Annotated in this window: 17 protein-coding genes and 1 tRNA gene; 6 read left to right on the top strand and 12 right to left on the bottom strand. The window is 68.9% G+C overall.

Annotated elements, in window-relative coordinates:
- Positions 1–20: 20 nt before the first annotated feature.
- Both ACH4NX_RS07750 and ACH4NX_RS07745 read right to left on the bottom strand, forming a co-directional pair.
- Positions 21–662 carry an SIMPL domain-containing protein gene (locus ACH4NX_RS07750; protein ID WP_351392026.1) on the bottom strand — a complete coding sequence of 214 codons (642 nt, stop codon included), beginning with the start codon at positions 660–662 and terminating at the stop codon, positions 21–23.
- 54 nt (positions 663–716) lie between these two features.
- Entirely contained in the window at positions 717–1,616 is a 900-nt protein-coding gene (locus ACH4NX_RS07745) for a hypothetical protein (protein ID WP_398127711.1), read from the bottom strand.
- 120 nt (positions 1,617–1,736) lie between these two features.
- On the opposite strand from ACH4NX_RS07745, the gene ACH4NX_RS07740 reads away from it, so the two are divergent.
- From ACH4NX_RS07740 to pyk, 5 genes are all read left to right on the top strand, one after another.
- The gene (locus ACH4NX_RS07740) at positions 1,737–2,090 is read left to right on the top strand and encodes a chorismate mutase (RefSeq protein ID WP_398127710.1); all 354 of its coding nucleotides are present in this window, start codon (positions 1,737–1,739) and stop codon (positions 2,088–2,090) included.
- Between the two features lie 136 nt (positions 2,091–2,226).
- Complete coding sequence (gene pepN / locus ACH4NX_RS07735) at positions 2,227–4,731, top strand: aminopeptidase N (protein ID WP_398127709.1); 2,505 nt, start codon at positions 2,227–2,229, stop codon at positions 4,729–4,731.
- 187 nt (positions 4,732–4,918) lie between these two features.
- Positions 4,919–6,277, top strand: coding sequence for an aminotransferase class V-fold PLP-dependent enzyme (locus ACH4NX_RS07730; protein WP_351392014.1), 1,359 nt, complete (start codon positions 4,919–4,921; stop codon positions 6,275–6,277).
- Positions 6,274–7,668, top strand: a complete 1,395-nt coding sequence (locus tag ACH4NX_RS07725; RefSeq protein WP_351392011.1) for a SidA/IucD/PvdA family monooxygenase — start codon at positions 6,274–6,276, stop codon at positions 7,666–7,668. Before ACH4NX_RS07730 ends, ACH4NX_RS07725 begins: the two co-directional genes overlap by 4 nt.
- 233 nt (positions 7,669–7,901) lie before the next feature.
- The gene (gene pyk / locus ACH4NX_RS07720; protein WP_351392008.1) at positions 7,902–9,338 is read left to right on the top strand and encodes a pyruvate kinase; all 1,437 of its coding nucleotides are present in this window, start codon (positions 7,902–7,904) and stop codon (positions 9,336–9,338) included.
- An 8-nt stretch (positions 9,339–9,346) separates the two neighbouring features.
- Here pyk and ACH4NX_RS07715 read toward each other — a convergent pair whose 3' ends face one another.
- Together ACH4NX_RS07715 and ACH4NX_RS07710 are read right to left on the bottom strand one after the other, a co-directional pair.
- The gene (locus ACH4NX_RS07715) at positions 9,347–10,105 is read right to left on the bottom strand and encodes a helix-turn-helix domain-containing protein (RefSeq protein ID WP_398127708.1); all 759 of its coding nucleotides are present in this window, start codon (positions 10,103–10,105) and stop codon (positions 9,347–9,349) included.
- Between the two features lie 105 nt (positions 10,106–10,210).
- Positions 10,211–10,285: transfer RNA gene (locus ACH4NX_RS07710), tRNA-Leu, on the bottom strand.
- A 101-nt stretch (positions 10,286–10,386) separates the two neighbouring features.
- On the opposite strand from ACH4NX_RS07710, the gene ACH4NX_RS07705 reads away from it, so the two are divergent.
- Entirely contained in the window at positions 10,387–11,043 is a 657-nt protein-coding gene (locus ACH4NX_RS07705) for an ANTAR domain-containing response regulator (RefSeq protein ID WP_398127707.1), read from the top strand.
- Positions 11,044–11,115: 72 nt separating this feature from the next.
- On the opposite strand, the gene ACH4NX_RS07700 is transcribed toward ACH4NX_RS07705, so the two are convergent.
- The 8 genes from ACH4NX_RS07700 to ACH4NX_RS07665 form a co-directional block, all read right to left on the bottom strand.
- Positions 11,116–11,832, bottom strand: a complete 717-nt coding sequence (locus tag ACH4NX_RS07700; protein ID WP_351391999.1) for an ABC transporter ATP-binding protein — start codon at positions 11,830–11,832, stop codon at positions 11,116–11,118.
- Entirely contained in the window at positions 11,829–12,746 is a 918-nt protein-coding gene (locus tag ACH4NX_RS07695) for an ABC transporter ATP-binding protein (protein WP_351391996.1), read from the bottom strand. The genes ACH4NX_RS07700 and ACH4NX_RS07695 overlap by 4 nt, the downstream gene beginning before the upstream one ends.
- A gap of 5 nt (positions 12,747–12,751) precedes the next feature.
- Positions 12,752–14,575 (bottom strand): branched-chain amino acid ABC transporter permease, encoded by a 1,824-nt coding sequence (locus tag ACH4NX_RS07690; RefSeq protein ID WP_351391994.1) that lies wholly within the window; start codon positions 14,573–14,575, stop codon positions 12,752–12,754.
- A gap of 5 nt (positions 14,576–14,580) precedes the next feature.
- Positions 14,581–15,513: a branched-chain amino acid ABC transporter permease gene (locus tag ACH4NX_RS07685; RefSeq protein WP_351391991.1), complete on the bottom strand. Its 933-nt coding sequence runs from the start codon at positions 15,511–15,513 to the stop codon at positions 14,581–14,583.
- A 120-nt stretch (positions 15,514–15,633) separates the two neighbouring features.
- Positions 15,634–16,869 carry a branched-chain amino acid ABC transporter substrate-binding protein gene (locus ACH4NX_RS07680; RefSeq protein ID WP_398127706.1) on the bottom strand — a complete coding sequence of 412 codons (1,236 nt, stop codon included), beginning with the start codon at positions 16,867–16,869 and terminating at the stop codon, positions 15,634–15,636.
- A gap of 287 nt (positions 16,870–17,156) precedes the next feature.
- The gene (locus tag ACH4NX_RS07675) at positions 17,157–17,768 is read right to left on the bottom strand and encodes a Tat pathway signal sequence domain protein (RefSeq protein WP_398127811.1); all 612 of its coding nucleotides are present in this window, start codon (positions 17,766–17,768) and stop codon (positions 17,157–17,159) included.
- Entirely contained in the window at positions 17,765–18,295 is a 531-nt protein-coding gene (locus ACH4NX_RS07670; RefSeq protein WP_398127705.1) for a hypothetical protein, read from the bottom strand. The genes ACH4NX_RS07675 and ACH4NX_RS07670 overlap by 4 nt, the downstream gene beginning before the upstream one ends.
- Before the next feature lie 131 nt (positions 18,296–18,426).
- The gene (locus ACH4NX_RS07665) at positions 18,427–18,915 is read right to left on the bottom strand and encodes a hotdog fold thioesterase (protein WP_351391983.1); all 489 of its coding nucleotides are present in this window, start codon (positions 18,913–18,915) and stop codon (positions 18,427–18,429) included.
- Positions 18,916–18,942: the final 27 nt, after the last annotated feature.

The following is an 18,942-nucleotide window of genomic DNA, read 5'->3' as shown; positions in this document are numbered from 1 at the left end:
GACGCGAACCCGGTGCCGGGTCAGCGCGTCAGCGCGTACCCCAGCACCACACCCGCCGACACCTCCACCATCCCCGGCGCCAGATCACCGGCCGAACCACCGCCCCCACCCCCACGGCCGTGACCGCGGTACTGCACGAAGGACTCGGCGTCCACGTCCTGGATGTGCACCACCGCGCCCAGCCGCACACCCGCCGCCTCCGTGTACACCTCCGCCTTGCGCCGGGCGGCGGCCACCGCCCTGCGGCGCGCCTCGTCGCGCATCGCCGGCTTGTCGTGCACGTCGAACTCGACATCGTCGATCCGGTGCGCGCCCGCGTCGACCGCGTCCACGATCAACTGCTGGAGGCCGTCCAGCGCCCCGGACTCCACGGCGTACGAAGCCTGGCAGCGATAGCCGGCGAACGTCCGCTCACCACCGTAGCCGTCGTACTCCGAGCTGAGCCGGAGCCGGGAGCCCGAGACCGAGGCGTCCGCCACCCCGTGCCGGCGCAACACCTCACGCAGTCGCGACACGGCTGCGCCCGCCTCCTGGAAAGCCCGGTCCGGCACCGGCTCCAGCACGTCCACCGCCAGCCTCACCCGCACCAACTGCGGCTCCACCCGCACACTGCCCGCACCGAACACACTGAGCCCCCAGGGCTCCCTGATCATCTCCGTCATATCGCCTCCGTCATCGGGGCATTGAAGCACCGCTCACCCGGCCCACGCACCGGCCTACGTGTCGCACTCCAGCACCGACCCGCACAACCCGCACCGCGCCCGCACCCGCCCCCGCACCGGCACCCTGATCCGCTGGTGACACGTCGGACAGGGAAACGACACCCGCAGCGGCTCCCGCCCACCCGGAGTGAACGAATACGGCCCGCCCGCCGCCAGGACCGCCCCGGCGTGCGGATCCTGAGCATGACGGCGGTCCCGGGCATAACGGCGGCGGCCCGCCCAGCCGGCCGCCGTGAGCGGCGGCTGCCGCTCGTCCCGGCGGGCCCGCTCCATACCCTTCACATACGCCGTGTAGGCCTGCGGACTGGTGAACCACACCGACGGATCCTCACCGAACACCAACGCCCGCTTCGCCAGCACGTACCCGAACTCCTCCGGCGTCAGATACCCCAGCTTCTGCGACGACGCCGCGTCCTCCCGATAGGCGTCCAGCAGCAGCCAGCCCGCACCCAGATACGTCGTCGCCGTGTCCGTCAGGATCTCGTTGTCCCGGATACCGGCGAAAGACAGACCGAGCCGATGCAGATACACGTGCATCACCTCGTGCGCCAGGGCCGCGCCGATATCCCGGCGATGCGTGCGGAACCGGTCGTTCAACTCGACGAAGTACTCGGGCCCCGCCGCCAGCTCCACACTCGCCGCATGCGTCATCTCCCGGAACGAGACGATCATCCGGGCATCGGGCAGCCGGTAGTGACGCACCAGCTCCCGCGCCACCCGCTGCGCGCCCAGATACAGGTCGTCGGTGTCACAGAACGCCACATCGGCCGGCACCACACTGGCCGAGAACGTCCGCACCGTGTCGTACGACAACCGTCTGTACAGCGCGGTGACGGCCGCCCGCACCGTCTCCAGATGCGGGAAACCGTGCTCGACCGGTCCGCCGTTCGCCACGCCCGACCCCCAAGACGCCCGAAGCCTCCTCCCACTGTACGAGCAGAGCCCGGCCACCGGGACGTTCAGCGCCTGAGACAGTCTGCGACGGCCCCCGACCCGCCCGTAGGGTGGACGGTCATGACCACCAGCAACACCGGTACCGGTGCCGTCGACCCCGCCGTCCGCGAGGAACTGACCCGGCTGCGGGACAGTATCGACAACATCGACGCGGCCGTCGTCCACATGCTCGCCGAACGCTTCAAATGCACCCAGCAGGTAGGCCACCTCAAGGCCCGCCACCAACTGCCGCCCGCCGACCCGGCCCGCGAGGCCAAGCAGATCGACCGGCTGCGCACCCTCGCCGAGAGCGCCAAACTGGACCCGGCGTTCGCCGAGAAGTTCCTCAACTTCATCATCGCCGAAGTGATCCACCACCACGAGCGCATCGCGGAGAACAACGGCAACGACACCACCACCACCACCTCCGGCTGAACACCCCCGCGCGCCCGCGCCCCCACCCACGGGGGCGCGCGCCGGAGAGCACGCCGGCCACCACGGCGACCCGGACAAACCCCGCGTACCGATCCGCCTCTGTGCCCTGCCCACCGCATCAGGCAGCATGTCGTGCATGTCCGTACTGACGCGCGACGAAGCGCAGACCCGAGCCCGGCTCCTCGACGTCCACCACTACGCGATCGACCTCGACCTGACCCGTGGAGACGACACCTTCGACTCCCACACCGTCATCCGCTTCACCGTACGCGGCGACACGGACACCACGGACACCTTCGTCGAGATCAAGCCCGCCGAGCTGCGCACCGCCACCCTGGACGGACACCCCCTCGACCCGGCCACCCTGGACGAGAACCGGCTGGCACTGAAGAACCTCACCCCCGGCGAGCACGAACTGCGCGTCGAAGCGGCCATGCGCTACTCCAGCACCGGCGAGGGCATGCACCGCTTCACCGACCCCACCGACAACGAGACCTACGTCTACACCCAGCTGTTCCTGGACGACGTCCAACGCGTCTACGCCGCCTTCGACCAACCCGACCTGAAAGCCACCTTCGACCTCACCGTCACCGCACCCCACGGCTGGACCGTCCTCGCCAACGGCATCACCGAACACACCGGCGACGGCCACTGGAAGGCCGCCACCACACCGCCGATCTCCACCTACCTCGTCGCCGTCGCCGCCGGCCCCTGGCACTCCCTACGCACCGAACACCGCGGCCTGCCCTTCGGCATCCACTGCCGCCGCTCCCTCGCCCCCCACCTCGACGCCGACGCCGACGAACTCCTCGACGTCACCCGCGCCTGCTTCGACCGCTACCACGAGAAGTTCACCGAGCCCTACCCCTTCGACTCCTACGACCAGGCCTTCGTCCCCGAGTTCAACGCCGGCGCCATGGAGAACCCGGGCCTGGTCACCTTCCGCGACGAATTCGTCTTCCGCTCCGCCGTCACCGACACCCAGCGACAGACCCGCGCCATGGTCATCGCCCACGAGATGGCCCACATGTGGTTCGGCGACCTCGTCACCCTCAGGTGGTGGGACGACATCTGGCTCAACGAGTCCTTCGCCGAATACATGGGCTACCAGATCGTCGCCGAAGCCACCCGCTTCACCGACACCTGGACCGACTTCGGCGTCACCCGCAAACCCTGGGGCTACGACGCCGACCAACGCCCCTCCACCCACCCCGTCGCCCCCGAAAACGTCCAGGACACCGCCTCCGCCCTCCTCAACTTCGACGGCATCTCCTACGCCAAGGGCGCCTCCGCCCTGCGCCAGCTCGTCACCTGGCTCGGCGAAAAGGACTTCCTCGCCGGCATCAACACCCACTTCGAAAGGCACAAGTTCGCCAACGCCACCCTCGCCGACCTCATCGACTCCCTCGCCGCCGCCACCGACCGCGACGTCCACGCCTGGGCCGACACCTGGCTGCGCACCACCGGAGTCGACACCCTCACCCCCCACATCACCGGCGACAACGGCACCCGCGCACTCACCGTCGACCACACCGGCACCCGCCCCCACCGCATCGCCGTCGGCCTCTACGACCAGGACCTCACCGACGAACGCCGCCTCACCCTGCGCGAACGCCTCGACCTCGACGTCCCCCAGACCGAACCCCGGCCCATCGGCAAACGCCCCGCACTCGCCGTCCTCAACGACGGCGACCTGAGCTACGCCAAAATCCGCTTCGACACCGACTCCACCCGAACCATCCGCGCAGCCCTCTCCGGCCTCCCCGACCCCCTCACCCGGGCCGTCGTCTGGAACGCCCTCAGGGACGCCGTCCGCGACGGCGAACTCCCCGCCACCACCTACCTCGACATCGCCCGCACCCACCTCCCCCACGAGACCGACCTCGCCCTCGTCGACGGCGTCCTCACCTTCGCCACCACCCAGGCCGCCGACCGCTACGCCACCCCCGAGCAGCGGCCCGCCGCCCTGACCACCCTCACCGACCTGTGCCGCGACCTCATCCGCCGCACCGAGGACGGCGACCACCCCGGACTACGCCTCATCGCCGTACGCCACCGCGTCGCCACCGCCGCCCACCCCGACACCATCGCCGCCTGGCTCGCCGACGGCACCGTCCCCGGCGGCCCCGAACTCGACCCCGAACTGCGCTGGCGCATCCTCACCCGCCTCGCCGTCCTCGGCGCCACCGACGACAGGGCCATCACCGCCGAACTCCAACGCGACCCCAGCGACACCGGCCAGGAAGGCGCCGCCCGCTGCCGCGCCGCACTGCCCGACCCCGAGGCCAAGAGCCGCGCCTGGGAAACCATGTTCGCCACCGACGACCTCTCCACCTACCTGTTCACCGCCACCGCCAAGGGCTTCTGGCAACCCGAACAGACCGACCTCGTCCACGACTACGTACCCCGCTACTACGCCGAAGCCGTCGCCGTCGCCGCCCGCCGCGGCCCCGCCATCGCCGACGCCGCGGGCCGCTGGGCCTTCCCCGCCCACGCCGTCGACGCCGACAACCTGCGCCTCGGCCGGCAATGCCTCACCGACGCCGACCCGACCCCCGCCCTGCGCCGCAAACTCGCCGACCAGCTCGACGACCTCGCCCGCGCCCTACGGGTACGAGAGGCGGACACCCACACGCACTGACCCCCACGCGGCCGGCCCCCACCCGGGACCGGCCGCCGGCATACCCCTTTCGGGTAGTGATCTTGAGCTGTCCGGGCGTACACGCACATCCACGTACAAGCTGGAACTCCCCGCCCACCCGTCACCCGGCCGCCGCCCCACAACGAGGCACCGCGCCCCCCGACGAAACGCGCCCGGAGGACAGCCCATGGGCCTGCCGCCCCTCGCCTCGGGCCCGCACGGCCCCGACGCCCTGCGACCCCTGCTCGACACCGTGCTCGACGCACTGCACACCGGCGCGGCCACACGCCAGGGCCCGCTACCCGCGGGCGGCCCGGACACCGTCACCGCCCGCCTCACCGACGCGGCCGGCGACATCCTCCCCGACCACGGCGACCCCGACGCACTCCGCACCCTGGTCACCGCACTCGCCGAAGGCGCCGCCGACCCCGCCCACCCCCTCTGCGCCGCCCACCTGCACGGCCCACCCCTCGCCGTCGCCACCGCCGCCGACCTCGCCGCCAGCGCCCTCAACCCCTCCCTCGACTCCTGGGACCAAGCACCCGCCGCCTCCGCACTCGAAACCCTCGTCACCCGCGCCCTCGCCCGCGAAACCGGCGCCACCGACGCCCTCGTCACCACCGGCGGCACCGAATCCAACCAACTCGCCACCCTGCTCGCCCGCGAAACCCACGGTCCCGGCCTCCGGCTCATCCACGGAGCCAACGCCCACCACTCCGTACCCCGCGCCGCCTGGCTCCTCGGACTGCCCGAACCCGTCACCGTCCCCGCCCCCGCCGGCACCCTCGACCCCGCCGCCCTCGACGAAGCCCTCACCCAGATCCCCGGACCACACCTCGTCATCGCCACCGCCGGCACCACCGACGCCGGCCTCATCGACCCCCTGCCCGAAATCGCCGACCGCTGCACCACCCACGGCGCCCGCCTCCACATCGACGCCGCCTACGGCGCCGGCCTCCTCTTCAGCGACCGCCACCGCCCCAAACTCGCCGGACTGGAAGCCGCCCACACCATCACCATCGACCTGCACAAACTCGGCTGGCAACCCATCGCCGCCGGCCTCCTCACGGTGAAGAACCCCCACGACCTCACCGCACTCCACCACCACACCCACTACCTCAACGCCGACGACGACACCGACGCCGGACTCCCCGACCTCCTCGGCCGCTCACCACGCACCAGCCGCCGCCCCGACATCCTCAAAATCGCCGTCACCCTCAAAACCCTCGGCCGCACCGGACTCGGCACCCTCGTCGACGAAGTCTGCGCACACGCCGACCGACTCGCCACCCTCATCCACCACCACCCCGCCTTCGAACTACACGCCCCACCCACCATCAGCACCGTCCTCTTCCGCCCCACCCACACCACCGACCACGACGTCGCCACCCTCCGCCGCACCCTGCTCACCACCGGCCACGCCGTACTCGGCCGCGCCCACGCCGACGGCCGCCTCTGGCTCAAGGCAACCCTCCTCAACCCCCACACCCGACCCGACGACCTGGCCACCCTCCTCACCCTCGTCGAAGGACACACCCCACGATGAACACCCACACCCCCCGCGACCTCGTCGGCATCGGCATCGGCCCCTTCAACCTCTCCCTCGCCGCCCTCGCCGACCCCCTCACCAACCTCGACACCGTCTTCTACGACCAGCGCCCCGCCTTCCACTGGCACCCCGGCCTGCTCATCGACGGCGCCCGCGTCCAAGTCCCCTTCCTCGCCGACCTCGTCACCCTCGCCGACCCGGCCAGCCCCTGGACCTTCCTCAACCACCTCAAGACCCGAGAACGCCTCTTCCCCTTCTACTTCGCCGAACGCTTCCACATCCAACGCGCCGAATACGACGCGTACTGCCGCTGGGTCGCCGAAAACCTCCCCACCCTCCGCTTCCACCACCAGGTCGACGCCGTCCGCTGGAACCCCGAACGCGGCCTCTTCGAAGTCGACTACACCCAACTCGACACCACCGGAGAAGCCGAAGCCCTCGGCCGCACCTACACCAGGAACGTCGCCCTCGGCATCGGCACCGAACCCCACATCCCCGACCCGCTCAAACCCCTCGCCGACGCCCCCGGCGTCCCCGTCATCCACGCCGCCCACTACCTCGACCACCGCGGAACACTCCTCGACGCCGACCACATCACCGTCATCGGCACCGGCCAGTCCGGCGCGGAGATCTTCCTCGACCTGCTCCGCCACCGCCCCACCGGCCACGAGAAACTCCACTGGCTCGGCCGCACCGAAGCCTTCGCCCCCATGGAGTACTCAAAACTCGGCCTCGAACACTTCACCCCCGACTACACCCACTACTTCCACACCCTCACCGAACCCGTCCGCGACCGGCTCATCACCGCCCAATGGCAACTGCACAAAGGCATCGACGCCGACACCGCCGCCGCCATCCACGACGAGCTCTACCGACGCACCCTCGACGGCGACTGGCCCGACACCGTCCTCACCCCCGGCGTCCACGTCCGCACCGCCGGCCGCCTCTCCACCACCCAGATCGAACTCCACCTCGAACACACCCAGCAGAAAACCCGCACCCGCCTCACCACCGACGCCGTCGTCCTCGCCACCGGCTACCGCGAACGCCCCCTCGGCCGCATCCTCGCCGGCCTCGACCCCTACATGCGCCGCGACAACCGCGAACGCCCCCGCGTCGACGAACACTTCCGCCTCGTCCTCGACCCCTGCGTCACCGGCTCCGTCTACGTCCAGAACGCCGAAACACACACCCACGGCGTCGGCGCCCCCGACCTCGGCCTGGCCGCCTGGCGCAGCGCCACCATCCTCAACGACCTCACCGGACGCCACCCGTACCCACTGCCGAACCGCACCGCCTACACCACCTTCGGCCTGCCGGACGGACTGCCCCAGATCCCCACCGCACGCCACCACCGCGCACTCACCCCACTGACGGAAGGAACCTGACAGCCCCGGAGCGACCCGGCTCAGAACACCGGCACACCCTCCCGCGAACAGTGGCAATGCGCGTAGATTCTGTCCTGGACATGCCGCCTACCAAGGGTGGCAGGCGGATGAAATGCTCATCGGAGCAGACCGGTGCACATATTCAATTCTTGTCAATAACCCTTTACTCAAAGGTTGTTGAGTGGACATGCGTGGCCCATTCGCTACCCGCCGGTAAGTCATAGGCTCGAACCATGCGCCGAGCAAAGATCGTCTGCACACTTGGGCCCGCCACCGACACGTACGACCAGATCAAAGACCTGATCGACGCCGGAATGGACATCGCCCGCTTCAACTTCAGCCACGGCACCCACGCCGAACACGAAGAGCGATACCACCACGTCCGCAAGGCCTCCGACGAAACCGGCCGCAGCGTCGGCACCCTCGCCGACCTTCAGGGCCCGAAGATCCGACTCGGCCACTTCACCGAAGGCCCCGTACTCCTTGAACGCGGCGACACCTTCACCATCACCGTCGAAGAAGGCACCACCGGCGACCGCCACACCTGCGGCACCACCTACGCCGGCCTCGCCACCGACGTCACCCCCGGCGAACGCATCCTCGTCGACGACGGCAAAGTCTGCCTCCAGGTCACCGACATCGACGGCCCCCGCGTCCACACCGAGGTCATCGAAGGCGGCATGGTCTCCGACCACAAAGGCCTCAACCTCCCCGGCGTCGCCGTCTCCGTCCCCGCCCTCTCCAAAAAAGACGAAGCCGACCTCCGCTGGGCCCTGCACGCCGGCTTCGACGTCATCGCCCTCTCCTTCGTCCGCAGCGGCCGCGACATCCAGGACGTCCACCGCATCATGGACGAAGAAGGCCGCCGACTCCCCGTCATCGCCAAGGTCGAAAAACCCCAGGCCGTCGAGAACATCGACGACATCGTCGCCGCCTTCGACGGCATCATGGTCGCCCGCGGCGACCTCGGCGTCGAAATGCCCCTCGAACAGGTCCCCATCGTCCAAAAGCGCGCCATCAAACTCGCCAAACGCAACGCCAAACCCGTCATCGTCGCCACCCAGATGCTCGACTCGATGATCGACAACGCCCGCCCCACCCGCGCGGAAGCCTCCGACGTCGCCAACGCCGTCATCGACGGCACCGACGCCGTCATGCTCTCCGGCGAGACCAGCGTCGGCAAACACCCCATCGAAACGGTGCGCACCATGGCCCGCATCGTCGAAGCGGCCGAGGAGGACATCCTCGCCAAGGGCCTCCCCGCCCTCACCGACCGCAACAAACCCCGCACCCAGGGCGGCGCGGTCGCCCGCGCGGCAGCCGAGATCGGCGACTTCCTCGGCGCGAAGTTCCTCGTCGCCTTCACCCAGTCAGGCGACACCGTCCGCCGCCTCTCCCGCTACCGCTCACCCATCCCCCTGCTCGCCTTCACCCCCGAACCGGCGACCCGCTCCCAGCTGAGCATGACCTGGGGCGTGGAGACCTTCTGCGGCCCCCACGTGGACTCCACGGACGCGATGGTCGACCAGGTGGACGAGCTCCTGACCCGCTACGGACGCTGCGAGAAGGGCGACGTCGTGGTCATCACGGCCGGTTCACCGCCCGGTGTCTCGGGCACGACGAATCTGGTGCGGGTGCACCACATCGGGGAGGACGACAGTCCCCAGTAGACCGGCCGTCAGTACTTGGGCCCGACGTGGGCGTCCATAAGGGCTACGGAGGCTTTGCGGGCGACGGAGATCGTGACAGCCGCGCGGCTTTGATTGAGTGACTTCCACTCGACGCCGACGCGATCGAGAGCGGCCGTGAAGAGCCTGATGATGTCGGTCGACGTGTTGGTGAAGAAATACCGGGGATATTCGTAACGCTTGTACTCACCGGCAACCAAACGGGTCGTCCAGTTGGTAATGCGACAGCCGTCGGAGTGGATGAGTCCGCGAACGAACTCCCAGGGGTAGGAGTCCACGATCGCCTGCTGCCACGGTGCGAGGGTGATCCTTCGCTCGTGCTTCTTCCCGGGTCCGTGTTGTGGGAACAGGGTGGGCCAGTGGCGTGAGTAGCTGGTCACCATGTTGTAGCCCTCCTTCCGTAACGCGTACACGCCCAAACCGGGGCGTACCCGCGTGATGGCCTCCTGACATTGCCGGATGAGTCCGGGCCATGCGTTGGCGCAAGCGATGCGCAGGTAGTAGCCCGTTCCACGGGGATGAGCACTGATGCAGCCGTCGCCCAGGTACAAACCCAGAAGGTAGGAGTAGGACCGCTCGCATGCGGGCGGCCCGGGGTCCGCGGGATCCATGCGGGGCAGCGGCGCCAGGCGTTCGAGCCAAGCCCGGATCGCAGCCCGGGAGATGCCTGTCTCCCGGCTCACTGAATTCAGACTGCGGCCTTGGGCCACGAGGGCGAGCGCACGCTTGCGCGTGCTGAGGTCGTACATACGGGCCACTCTGTACGCGGGGAAGCTGCGACGCGCAGCAAAAAGCGGATGTTCACGAGAACGTGGACATCCGCTTGTTGTAGCAACCTTGGGATCCAAGGAAAGTGCCCCGGGTCGGACTCGAACCGACACTGTATGGGTTTTGAATCCATTGCCTGCTGCCAATTGGGCTACCGGGGCCCGCGAAATCAAAGGTTTCCCCTGACCCTCCGCGCGTACACCTTACCGCAGCTAGGTAGGCTCTTGTCAGCAGTACCCCTGCCCTGAACGAGGAGCCTTACGTGACCGCCCCCGAGTCGCCCCAGCCCGTAGACGTGCCCGAAGACGACAAGTCGCACGTTCCTCCGCTGACGACCCGTGTCGTCATCGCCGAGGACGAGGCGCTGATCCGACTCGATCTCAAAGAGATGCTGGAGGAGGAGGGCTACTCAGTCGTCGGTGAGGCCGGTGACGGTGAGCGTGCCGTGGAGCTGGCCCGGGAGCACCGGCCGGACCTGGTGATCCTGGACGTGAAGATGCCCAAGCTGGACGGCATCTCGGCGGCGGAGAAGATCGCTGAGGAGGGTATCGCGCCGGTGCTGATGCTGACCGCGTTCTCGCAGCGGGATCTGGTGGAGCGGGCGCGGGACGCCGGGGCGATGGCGTATCTGGTGAAGCCGTTCAGCAAGAGTGATGTCGTGCCGGCGATCGAGATGGCGGTTTCGCGGTTCACGGAGCTGAAGGCGTTGGAGAAGGAGGTCGCGGACCTGAGTCTGCGGCTGGAGACGCGGAAGCTGGTGGACCGGGCGAAGTCGGTGTTGCAGACGGAGTACGGCCTTACCGAGCCGGCGGCGTTCCGGTGGATTCAGAAGACGTCGATGGATCGGCGGATGTCGATGCAGCAGGTGGCTGAGGCGGTCATCGAGGACGCGGAGGAGAAGAAGGCGTCCAAGGGCTGAGCCCGGTGTGGTGCGTGAGGCCCGCGTCCCCGGTGGGGGCGCGGGCCTCGTCGTACGCGTGTCGGTGTCGGCTCAGTCCTCGCCGAGGTAGGCCTTGCGGACCGATTCGTCGTGGAGGAGGTCTTGGCCGCTGCCGGACAGGACGATGTTGCCGACTTCCATGACGTGGCCGTGGTCGGCGAGGGAGAGGGCGGCCTGGGCGTTCTGTTCGACGAGCAGGATGGTGGTGCCCTGGGATTTCAGCTCGGCGACGGTCGTCATGATCTTCTGCATCATGATCGGTGAGAGGCCCATGGAGGGTTCGTCGAGCATGAGCAGTTTGGGCTGGGACATCAGGGCGCGGCCCATGGCGAGCATTTGCTGTTCGCCGCCGGAGAGGGTGCCCGCGGCTTGCTTTCGGCGTTCGCCGAGGATGGGGAAGAGGTCGTAGGCGCGTTGGATGTCTTTCTCGATGCCTGGTTTGTCGTTGCGGAGGAAGGCGCCGAGGCGGAGGTTGTCCTCGATGGTCATGCGGGGGAAGATGTGCCGGCCCTCGGGGGAGTGGGCGAGTCCCAGGGAGACGATTTGGTGTGCGGGGATCTTTTTGAGTGACTTGCCGCCGAATTTGATCTGTCCGCCGACTGGTTTGAGGAGGCCGGAGAGGGTGCGCAGGGTGGTGGTTTTGCCGGCGCCGTTGGTGCCGATGAGGGTGACGACTTCGCCGGCGTCGACTTTGAACGAGATGCCTTTGACGGCTTCGATTTTGCCGTAGGCGACGCGGAGGTCCTCGACCTCGAGGAGTGCGGTCATCGGTCGTTCTCCTTGCCGGCCGCGGTGTTCGTGGTGGTGTCGGCCTGGGCGTGGGCCTCGGCGGCTTCCACTTCGGCCGCTTCCGCGGCGCCGGGGTCGTTGGCGAGGGGTTCGCCGAGGTAGGCGGCGATGACTCGTTCGTCGCCCTGGACGGTCGCGCTGTCGCCTTCGATGAGTTTTTCGCCTTGTACGAGGACGGCGACGCGGTCGCAGAGGTTGAAGATGAAGCGCATGTCGTGCTCGATGACGAGGACGGCGATGCCCATGTCGCGGATGGCGAAGACGAGTTCCTCGGTGGCTCGTGTCTCCTGGGGGTTCATGCCTGCCGTGGGTTCGTCCAGGAGGAGCAGGCCCGGTTCGCTGGCGAGGGCGCGGGCGATTTCCAGCTTGCGTTGTTCGCCGTAGGGCAGGTTCCGTGAGAGGTGTTCGGCCTTTTCGGCGAGGCCGACGAACTCCAGGAGTTCCATGGCGCGTTCGCGGGAGGTGGCCTCGGCCTTGTGGAAGCCGGGGCCGCGCAGGACGGCTGACCAGAAGCCTTCCTTGGTGCGGGTGTGGCGGCCGACGAGGACGTTTTCCAGGACTGTCATGTTGGCGAAGAGCCGGATGTTCTGGAAGGTTCGGGCGATGCCGGCGGCCGTGACCTTGAAGGACTTGGCGGGCAGTACTTGGCCTTTGTAGCGGACTTCGCCCTCGGTGGGTGTGTACAGGCCTGTCAGGCAGTTGAAGAAGGTGGTTTTTCCGGCGCCGTTGGGGCCGATGAGGCCGACGATCTCGCCGCTGTTGACGGTGAGGTCGACGCCGTTGACGGCGGTGAGTCCGCCGAAGCGCATGGTGACGCCGCGTGCGTCGAGGACGGTGGTGCCGGGGGTGGGGGCGCCCGGGGTGGTGTCCTTGGTGGTGGTGTCGGTGGTCATGGTGGTCAGGCCCCTGTCTTGCTCAGGACTGTGGGCGCTTCGGCCTTGTCGTGGAATTCCAGTTGGCGGCGCCGGTTGGGGATGAGGCCTTCGGGGCGGAACCGCATGAGCAGGACGAGCGCGAGTCCGAAGGCGAGGAGCTGGTAGTCGCCGAGGAACTGGAGCTTGTTGGGGATGAGGAAGAGCAGGGCGGCGCCGAGGAGGGGCCCGCCGATGGTGCCCATGCCGCCGAGGACGACGGCGGCGAGCAGGAACGCGGAGTTGGGTGGTGTCGTACCGGCGAAGAGGTACTGCTCGGGGGTGACGGTGTAGGTGACGTGTGCCTGGACGGTGCCGGCGAGGCCGGCGAGGGCGGCGCCCACGGCGAACGCGATGAGTTTGACGCGGAAGCCGTTGATGCCCATGGCGAGGGCGGCGGTCTCGTCCTCGCGGATGGCGACCCAGGCCCGGCCGATGCGGGAGTCGCTGCTGCGTCGGAAGACGAGGACGACGACGGCGGTGATGATCAGCATCAGGAAGAAGTAGTTGGCGAACCGGCCGATGGTGATGCCGAGGATGTCGTGCTGGGCGCCGAGGTCGAATCCGAGGATTTTGAGGTCCGGTACGGCCGAGATGCCGTTGGAGCCGTTGGTGATGTCGGGTCCGGAGGTGCCGTCCATGTTGAGGACGGCGATGCGGAAGATCTCTCCGAAGCCGAGGGTCACGATGGCGAGGTAGTCGCCGCGGAGCCGCAGGGTCGGGGCGCCGATGAGTACGCCGAAGATCAGTGAGGCGGCGGCGCCGACCAGGACGGCGGCCCAGAAGGGGAAGTGGACGCCGAAGGGGGAGCTGGGTGAGCCGGAGACCAGGGCCGCGGCGTAGGCGCCGACGCCGAGGAAGGCGACGTAGCCGAGGTCGAGGAGGCCGGCGAGGCCGACGACGATGTTGAGGCCCAGGGCGACGGTGGCGAAGATCAGGATGTAGACGCCGATGGTGGCGTACTGGTCGTCGGTCTGGGTGAAGGGGAACAGTGCCGCGGCGACGAAGGCGCCCCAGATGGTGATGGTCTGGTGCCGTGCGGTGATCTGGGTGGCCTGGCGGATGAGCCCGGCCTTGTGGGCGGCTGCGAAGCCGAGTCCGGCCGTGATGAGGAAGCCGACGAAGAGTTCGTCGTATTCGGTGCCGATGCCGTAGGTGAAGACGGTGAGGCAGACGGTGAGGACCGCGACGATGATGAGGATCTCGAGGTAGGAGGGCAGGGCGCGTACGGGGCCGGGTTCGTCGGCGGCGAAGGCGGCTTTGACGGTCTGCCAGCCGTGGCCGGCGCGGTGTTTGGTGAGGTTCCAGCCGGTCTCGTCGGGGTCGATGGGGTCGGGTGCGGGGCGTTCGAAGGGGAGCGCGAGGGCGCCGAGGAGGGTTACGAGGGTGATGGTCGCCGCGATGTAGGCGCCGGGTTCGAGGTTGACCAGGCCGCCGAGCTGGAGGCTGATGGCGAGGACGGTGTACCAGGTGGTCGCGAAGGTGGCGAGTGCGGCGAATCTCAGTGCGGCGTCGGAGCCGGCGGGGGTGAGCCAGCGGAGGCCTTTGACGCCGTAGGAGGAGAGGCCGAAGAGGGTGGTGAGGGCGCCGCCGATGAGGACGAGGATCTGGAGGCCGCCCGGGTAGCCGTAGACGGTGAGGTCGCCGGGGAAGGCGGCGGTCCAGGTCCAGGCGAGGAAGGTGGAGACGATGGTGAGGAGGCCGCCGCCGGTGGCGAGGGCGCGTCCGAGGTGGGGTGGGATGCCGATGAGGCCGGTCGCCGCGCTGGTGGCGGGGGTGGTGGGGGTGTTCTTGGTGGTTTGTGTGGTCATCGGTGTCACGCCCTGTCCGCGACGCGCTCGCCGAGCAGGCCTTGTGGCCTGAGCAACAGCACAAGGATGAGGAGGATGAAGGCCCAGACGTCTGCCCAGGACTGGCTGCCGAACTGGCCGAGGCCGGGTATGTCGCCGATGTAGGCGGTGGCCAGGGTTTCGGCGATGCCGAGGACGACGCCGCCGATCATGGCGCCGTAGATGTTGCCGATGCCGCCGAGGACGGCTGCGGTGAAGGCCTTCAGTCCGAGGATGAAGCCCATTTTGAAGTCGACGTGGCCGTATTCCAGGCCGTAGGCGACTCCGCCGATGGCGGCGAAGACGGCGCCGAGGGCGAACGCGATCACGATGATGCGGTCGGTGTTGACGCCCATCAGTTTGGCGGTGTCGGGGTCTTGGGCGGTGGCCTGCATGCCGCGTCCGGTGCGGGTTTTCATGACGAAGTAGCCGAGGAAGGCCATGCTGACGGGGGCGGCGATGAGGAGGAAGATGCTGCCGGTCTGCAGGGTGACGTCGCCGATGTGGAAGGGGCCGCCCTCGATCTGGGGGAAGGTGCGGGCGGACTTCGCGTCGGGGTACCAGGCCCAGATCGCCTGTTGGAGGGCGAGGGAGAGGCCGATGGCGGTGATGAGCGGGGCGAGGCGGGGGCCACCGCGCAGGGGGCGGTAGGCGAAACGTTCAGCCCCGATGGCGACGGTCACCGAGACGATCACTGCGCCGAGGATCATCAGGGGCAGGGCGATCAGCATGGAGGTGCCGTCGGGCAGGATGTAGATGTAGACCGTGAGCGCGCCGAAGGCGCCGGTCATGAAGATCTCGCCGTGGGCGAAGTTGATGAGCTGGACGATGCCGTAGACCATCGTGTAGCCAATGGCGATCAGCCCGTACATGGATCCCAGTAGCAGGCCGTTGACCAGCTGCTGCGGCAGTTCGTTCACCGCATGTCCTCCGAGAGGTTCGGATGTTCGACGGATGTGGCCGGGTGTGAGTCCGCGCGGGGCGCCGGTGGAAAGCGCCCCGCGCGGCTCTTGGGTGGTGCGGGTGTCTCGTCGGACGACTCAGCCGGTGTAGGTGCCGGACTTCACGGCCTTCCAGTCGCCGTTCTCGACGGCGTAGACGGTCAGCTGCTTGTTGGTGGCGTCACCGAACTCGTCGAAGGAGACCTTGCCGGTCACTCCGTCGAAGGAGACGTTCTGCATGGCCTCGACGACCTGGCCTCGGGCGTCGTCGGGGAGCTTGCCGTCGTTCTTCTCGACGACCGTCTTGACGGCCTCGATGATGGCCCAGGCGGAGTCGTAGGAGTAGCCGCCGTAGGCCTCGAAGGGCTCCTTGTAGCCCGCGGCCTTGTAGTTGGCGACGAATTCCTTGGCGGAGGGCAGTTCCTCGACGGGCGCGCCGACGGAGGTGGCCAGGTCACCGGTGCCGCTGGTGCCGGCGAGCTTGATGAAGTCGGCGCTGTAGATGCCGTCACCGCCGACCAGCGGGATTTTGGCGCCGGTGCTCTTGATCTGCTTGCTGAGCGGGCCGGCCTGCGGGTATTCGCCGCCGTAGTAGACGACGTCGGCGCCCGAGTTCTTGACCTTGGTGGCGACCGCGGAGAAGTCCTTGGTGTCCGGGTTGATGTGCTCCGTACCGACTACCTGGCCGCCGAGCTTCTTGAACTCGTCGGTGAAGGTGCCGGCGAGGCCGGCGCCGTAGGTCTTCTTGTCGTCGATGACGAAGGCTTTTTTCTTCTTGAAGTCGTTGAAGACGTACTGCGCGGCGAACGGACCCTGGATGGCGTCGGTGGTCGCGGTGCGGAAGTAGGTCTTGAACTGGCGCTTCTTCTCTGTTCGCCAGTCGGGGCCCTGGGTCAGCGAGGGGCCGGTGTTGGCCGGGGAGACCAGGGCTATGTTGCCGGACTCGAAGACCTGCTGCATGGACTCGCCGACCGAGGAGTTCAGTGGTCCGACGACGCCGAGGACGTCGTCGTTGGCGACGAGCTGGGTGGCGTTCTGCTGGCCCACGGAGGGCTGGCCCTGGTCGTCGAGGGCCTCGACCTTGAAGGTGATGCCCTCGACGTGCTTGTCCTTGTTGGCGGTTTTCGCCGCGAGGTCCGCCGAGTTCTTGATGCCGAGGCCCAGCGCGGACAGGTCGCCGGTCAGCGGGGCGTCGACGCCGATGACGACGGTGGTGCCACCGCCGCCGTTGCCGGAGTCCGAGCCGCCGTCGTCGTCGCGTGAACCGCAGGCGGTGAGGGTGAGCGCTCCCGCCGCCAGAGCAGCGGTGATGGAGATGAGCGAACGTTGACGCACGATCAGTCCTTTCCCTGGCACAGCCGCTTCCCCGTGGAGGCGGCCGAGTCGAGCGCTGGGCCGAAGTGACTATCGGACGGCGCGGTGACTGGCCGTGACTCTAAGCGGGTGTGGGGAATGTGGAGGAGGGTCTGACTCATGCTGTGACGCTCTTGTTATGACACGGGGTAATGCAGAGCGGTACTGGTTGGGAAGAAGGGCGGAATTCCGGCCGATTCGCCCTGTCCGCATGCTGAGAACCCGCAGGACCGGCGGTCCGTGTTCAGGCGTCTGAGGCGTTTTGGTGATTACCGGGAATCGTTGTCGCAGATGGCCTCCAGGGCATGTGAGAGGTGCTGTGCATAGCGTGGTCCGAGGATGAAACTGTGGGCCTCTATTGCATCCGTATTACGCAGCGTTACATCCAGGAAAGGGAGTCCGGGGTTCCGCGGTGTTTTATCGCATTCCGTCACCCGTACCGTGAGGATGATCTTGCGGGCGGAATGCGTTTTTGTCTGGAAAGGTGCCGCGGGTGACGATGTCATCGAGAGACCGGCGTAGGGCTGGGTCAGTCCCGTCACGGTGACGGGCGGCCCGGACCGTACGCTCAGCCGCACCGCGAAGCTGAAGCCGCCGGGCTCGGTGCCGCCGGGGCCGGGCACCGCGTCCAGGTAGTCGAGGTCGACCGACTGGGAGGCGGGTGGCGGTGGGGGAGGCGGCGGTTGCCGCGGCCGGTCGGCGTACAGGTGGCCGCCGCCCGCCAGGACGACGAGGGCCGCGGCGGCCGTGAGGACGGTCCGCCGGTGGCGGTCGTAGCGCCGGGCGATACGTCCGCGTGGCCGGACGCGTGGCCGGGGCGCGTCCGAGGCGTCCCGGGCACGCGTGCCCTCGCCCGGCTCGACGGGCCCGGTGCCGCTCACTGCCACGGGCCGTCGCTCGGACCGCCCACGCGGTACTGTTCGGCGCACGCCGCCCGCACCTGGCGGTCGGTCAGCTCCTCGGCGGCCCGGACGCCCTGGTCGCGCCGCGTGGCCCGCGCGGCGCCGAGGACCTCCCGCAGGATGTCGTACTGGCGGTTGGACAGCCCCATCGACTGGTAGTCGCCGTAGGGCTCGCCGCCGCGCAGCACGTGGCGTGCCCAGTAGCCGACGGCGCTCGTGCACGACTGCGCCGGGGACGGCGTTCGTCGGACCGCCGCCGGTGCGGTCGCTTCGGTGGCGGCGGCGGAACCGGCCCCGTCGGTACCGGCGCCGCCGCAGGCTGTCGCCAGGGCCGCGGCCGCCAGCCCCAGCGCGAACACGGCCGGCGCGGGCGCGACGCGTGCGGGCGTGCGCCGTCCGTGCGTGGCGTGCGCGGGCGCGACGCGTGCGGGCGTGAAGACGCGTGCGGGCGTGAACCGGAACCGCCGAGCCGCCGCCCCCGGCCTGGGGGCCCCTCCCCGTCCCATGCCCCGACGCTAGAGCGCCGGGCCGCCGGCGGCAATGGCCGTGGCCGGGAGGGACCCGGTGACCGGGGACGACGAGGCGGCCGGGGACGGTGGGGCGGCCGGGGGCGGTTTCACGCCCGGCGGTACGCCGCTCAGCCCGTCGTGCCGGCCGGCGCCCCGTCGCCGGGGTTCACGTCCCGCAGCAGGCAGGTCAGCCGGGCGGTGCACACCCGCCGGTCCTGCTCGTCGCTGATCACGATCTCGTACGTCGCCGTCGACCGGCCCCGGTGCACCGGTGTGGCCACCCCGGTGACCAGACCGGAGCGGGCCCCGCGGTGATGGGTGCAGTTCAGGTCGACGCCGACGGCGATCTTGGAGCTTCCGCCGTGCAGCATCGAGCCGACCGAGCCGAGCGTCTCGGCCAGGACCGCCGAGGCGCCGCCGTGCAGCAGTCCGTACGGCTGGGTGTTGCCCTCCACCGGCATGGTGCCGACGACACGGTCGGCCGATGCCTCGACGATCTGGACGCCCATGCGCGTCCCGAGGTGCCCGGCGGAGAAGAGCGCGGGCAGGTCGACGCCGAACGCGGCGTACTCGTCGATGACCTCCTGCGGGAACTGCACCTGCTGCTGCTCGCCCATGGGCCGGCTCCGTTCGTTGCTCCGTCT

This window comes from Streptomyces sp. NPDC017225 (genome assembly GCF_044331465.1).
GTDB lineage: Bacteria > Actinomycetota > Actinomycetes > Streptomycetales > Streptomycetaceae > Streptomyces.
This window is presented reverse-complemented; position numbering and strand designations above follow the sequence as displayed.

Excerpts from the sequence above, each read along its gene's own strand:
- ACH4NX_RS07750 (WP_351392026.1), bottom strand. The coding sequence starts at position 662 with ATGACGGAGATGATCAGGGAGCCCTGGGGGCTCAGTGTGTTCGGTGCG.
- ACH4NX_RS07740 (WP_398127710.1), top strand. The coding sequence starts at position 1,737 with ATGACCACCAGCAACACCGGTACCGGTGCCGTCGACCCCGCCGTCCGC.
- pepN (WP_398127709.1), top strand. The coding sequence starts at position 2,227 with ATGTCCGTACTGACGCGCGACGAAGCGCAGACCCGAGCCCGGCTCCTC.
- ACH4NX_RS07730 (WP_351392014.1), top strand. The coding sequence starts at position 4,919 with ATGGGCCTGCCGCCCCTCGCCTCGGGCCCGCACGGCCCCGACGCCCTG.
- ACH4NX_RS07725 (WP_351392011.1), top strand. The coding sequence starts at position 6,274 with ATGAACACCCACACCCCCCGCGACCTCGTCGGCATCGGCATCGGCCCC.
- pyk (WP_351392008.1), top strand. The coding sequence starts at position 7,902 with ATGCGCCGAGCAAAGATCGTCTGCACACTTGGGCCCGCCACCGACACG.
- ACH4NX_RS07715 (WP_398127708.1), bottom strand. The coding sequence starts at position 10,105 with ATGTACGACCTCAGCACGCGCAAGCGTGCGCTCGCCCTCGTGGCCCAA.
- ACH4NX_RS07700 (WP_351391999.1), bottom strand. The coding sequence starts at position 11,832 with ATGACCGCACTCCTCGAGGTCGAGGACCTCCGCGTCGCCTACGGCAAA.
- ACH4NX_RS07695 (WP_351391996.1), bottom strand. The coding sequence starts at position 12,746 with ATGACCACCGACACCACCACCAAGGACACCACCCCGGGCGCCCCCACC.
- ACH4NX_RS07690 (WP_351391994.1), bottom strand. The coding sequence starts at position 14,575 with ATGACCACACAAACCACCAAGAACACCCCCACCACCCCCGCCACCAGC.
- ACH4NX_RS07670 (WP_398127705.1), bottom strand. The coding sequence starts at position 18,295 with ATGGGACGGGGAGGGGCCCCCAGGCCGGGGGCGGCGGCTCGGCGGTTC.
- ACH4NX_RS07665 (WP_351391983.1), bottom strand. The coding sequence starts at position 18,915 with ATGGGCGAGCAGCAGCAGGTGCAGTTCCCGCAGGAGGTCATCGACGAG.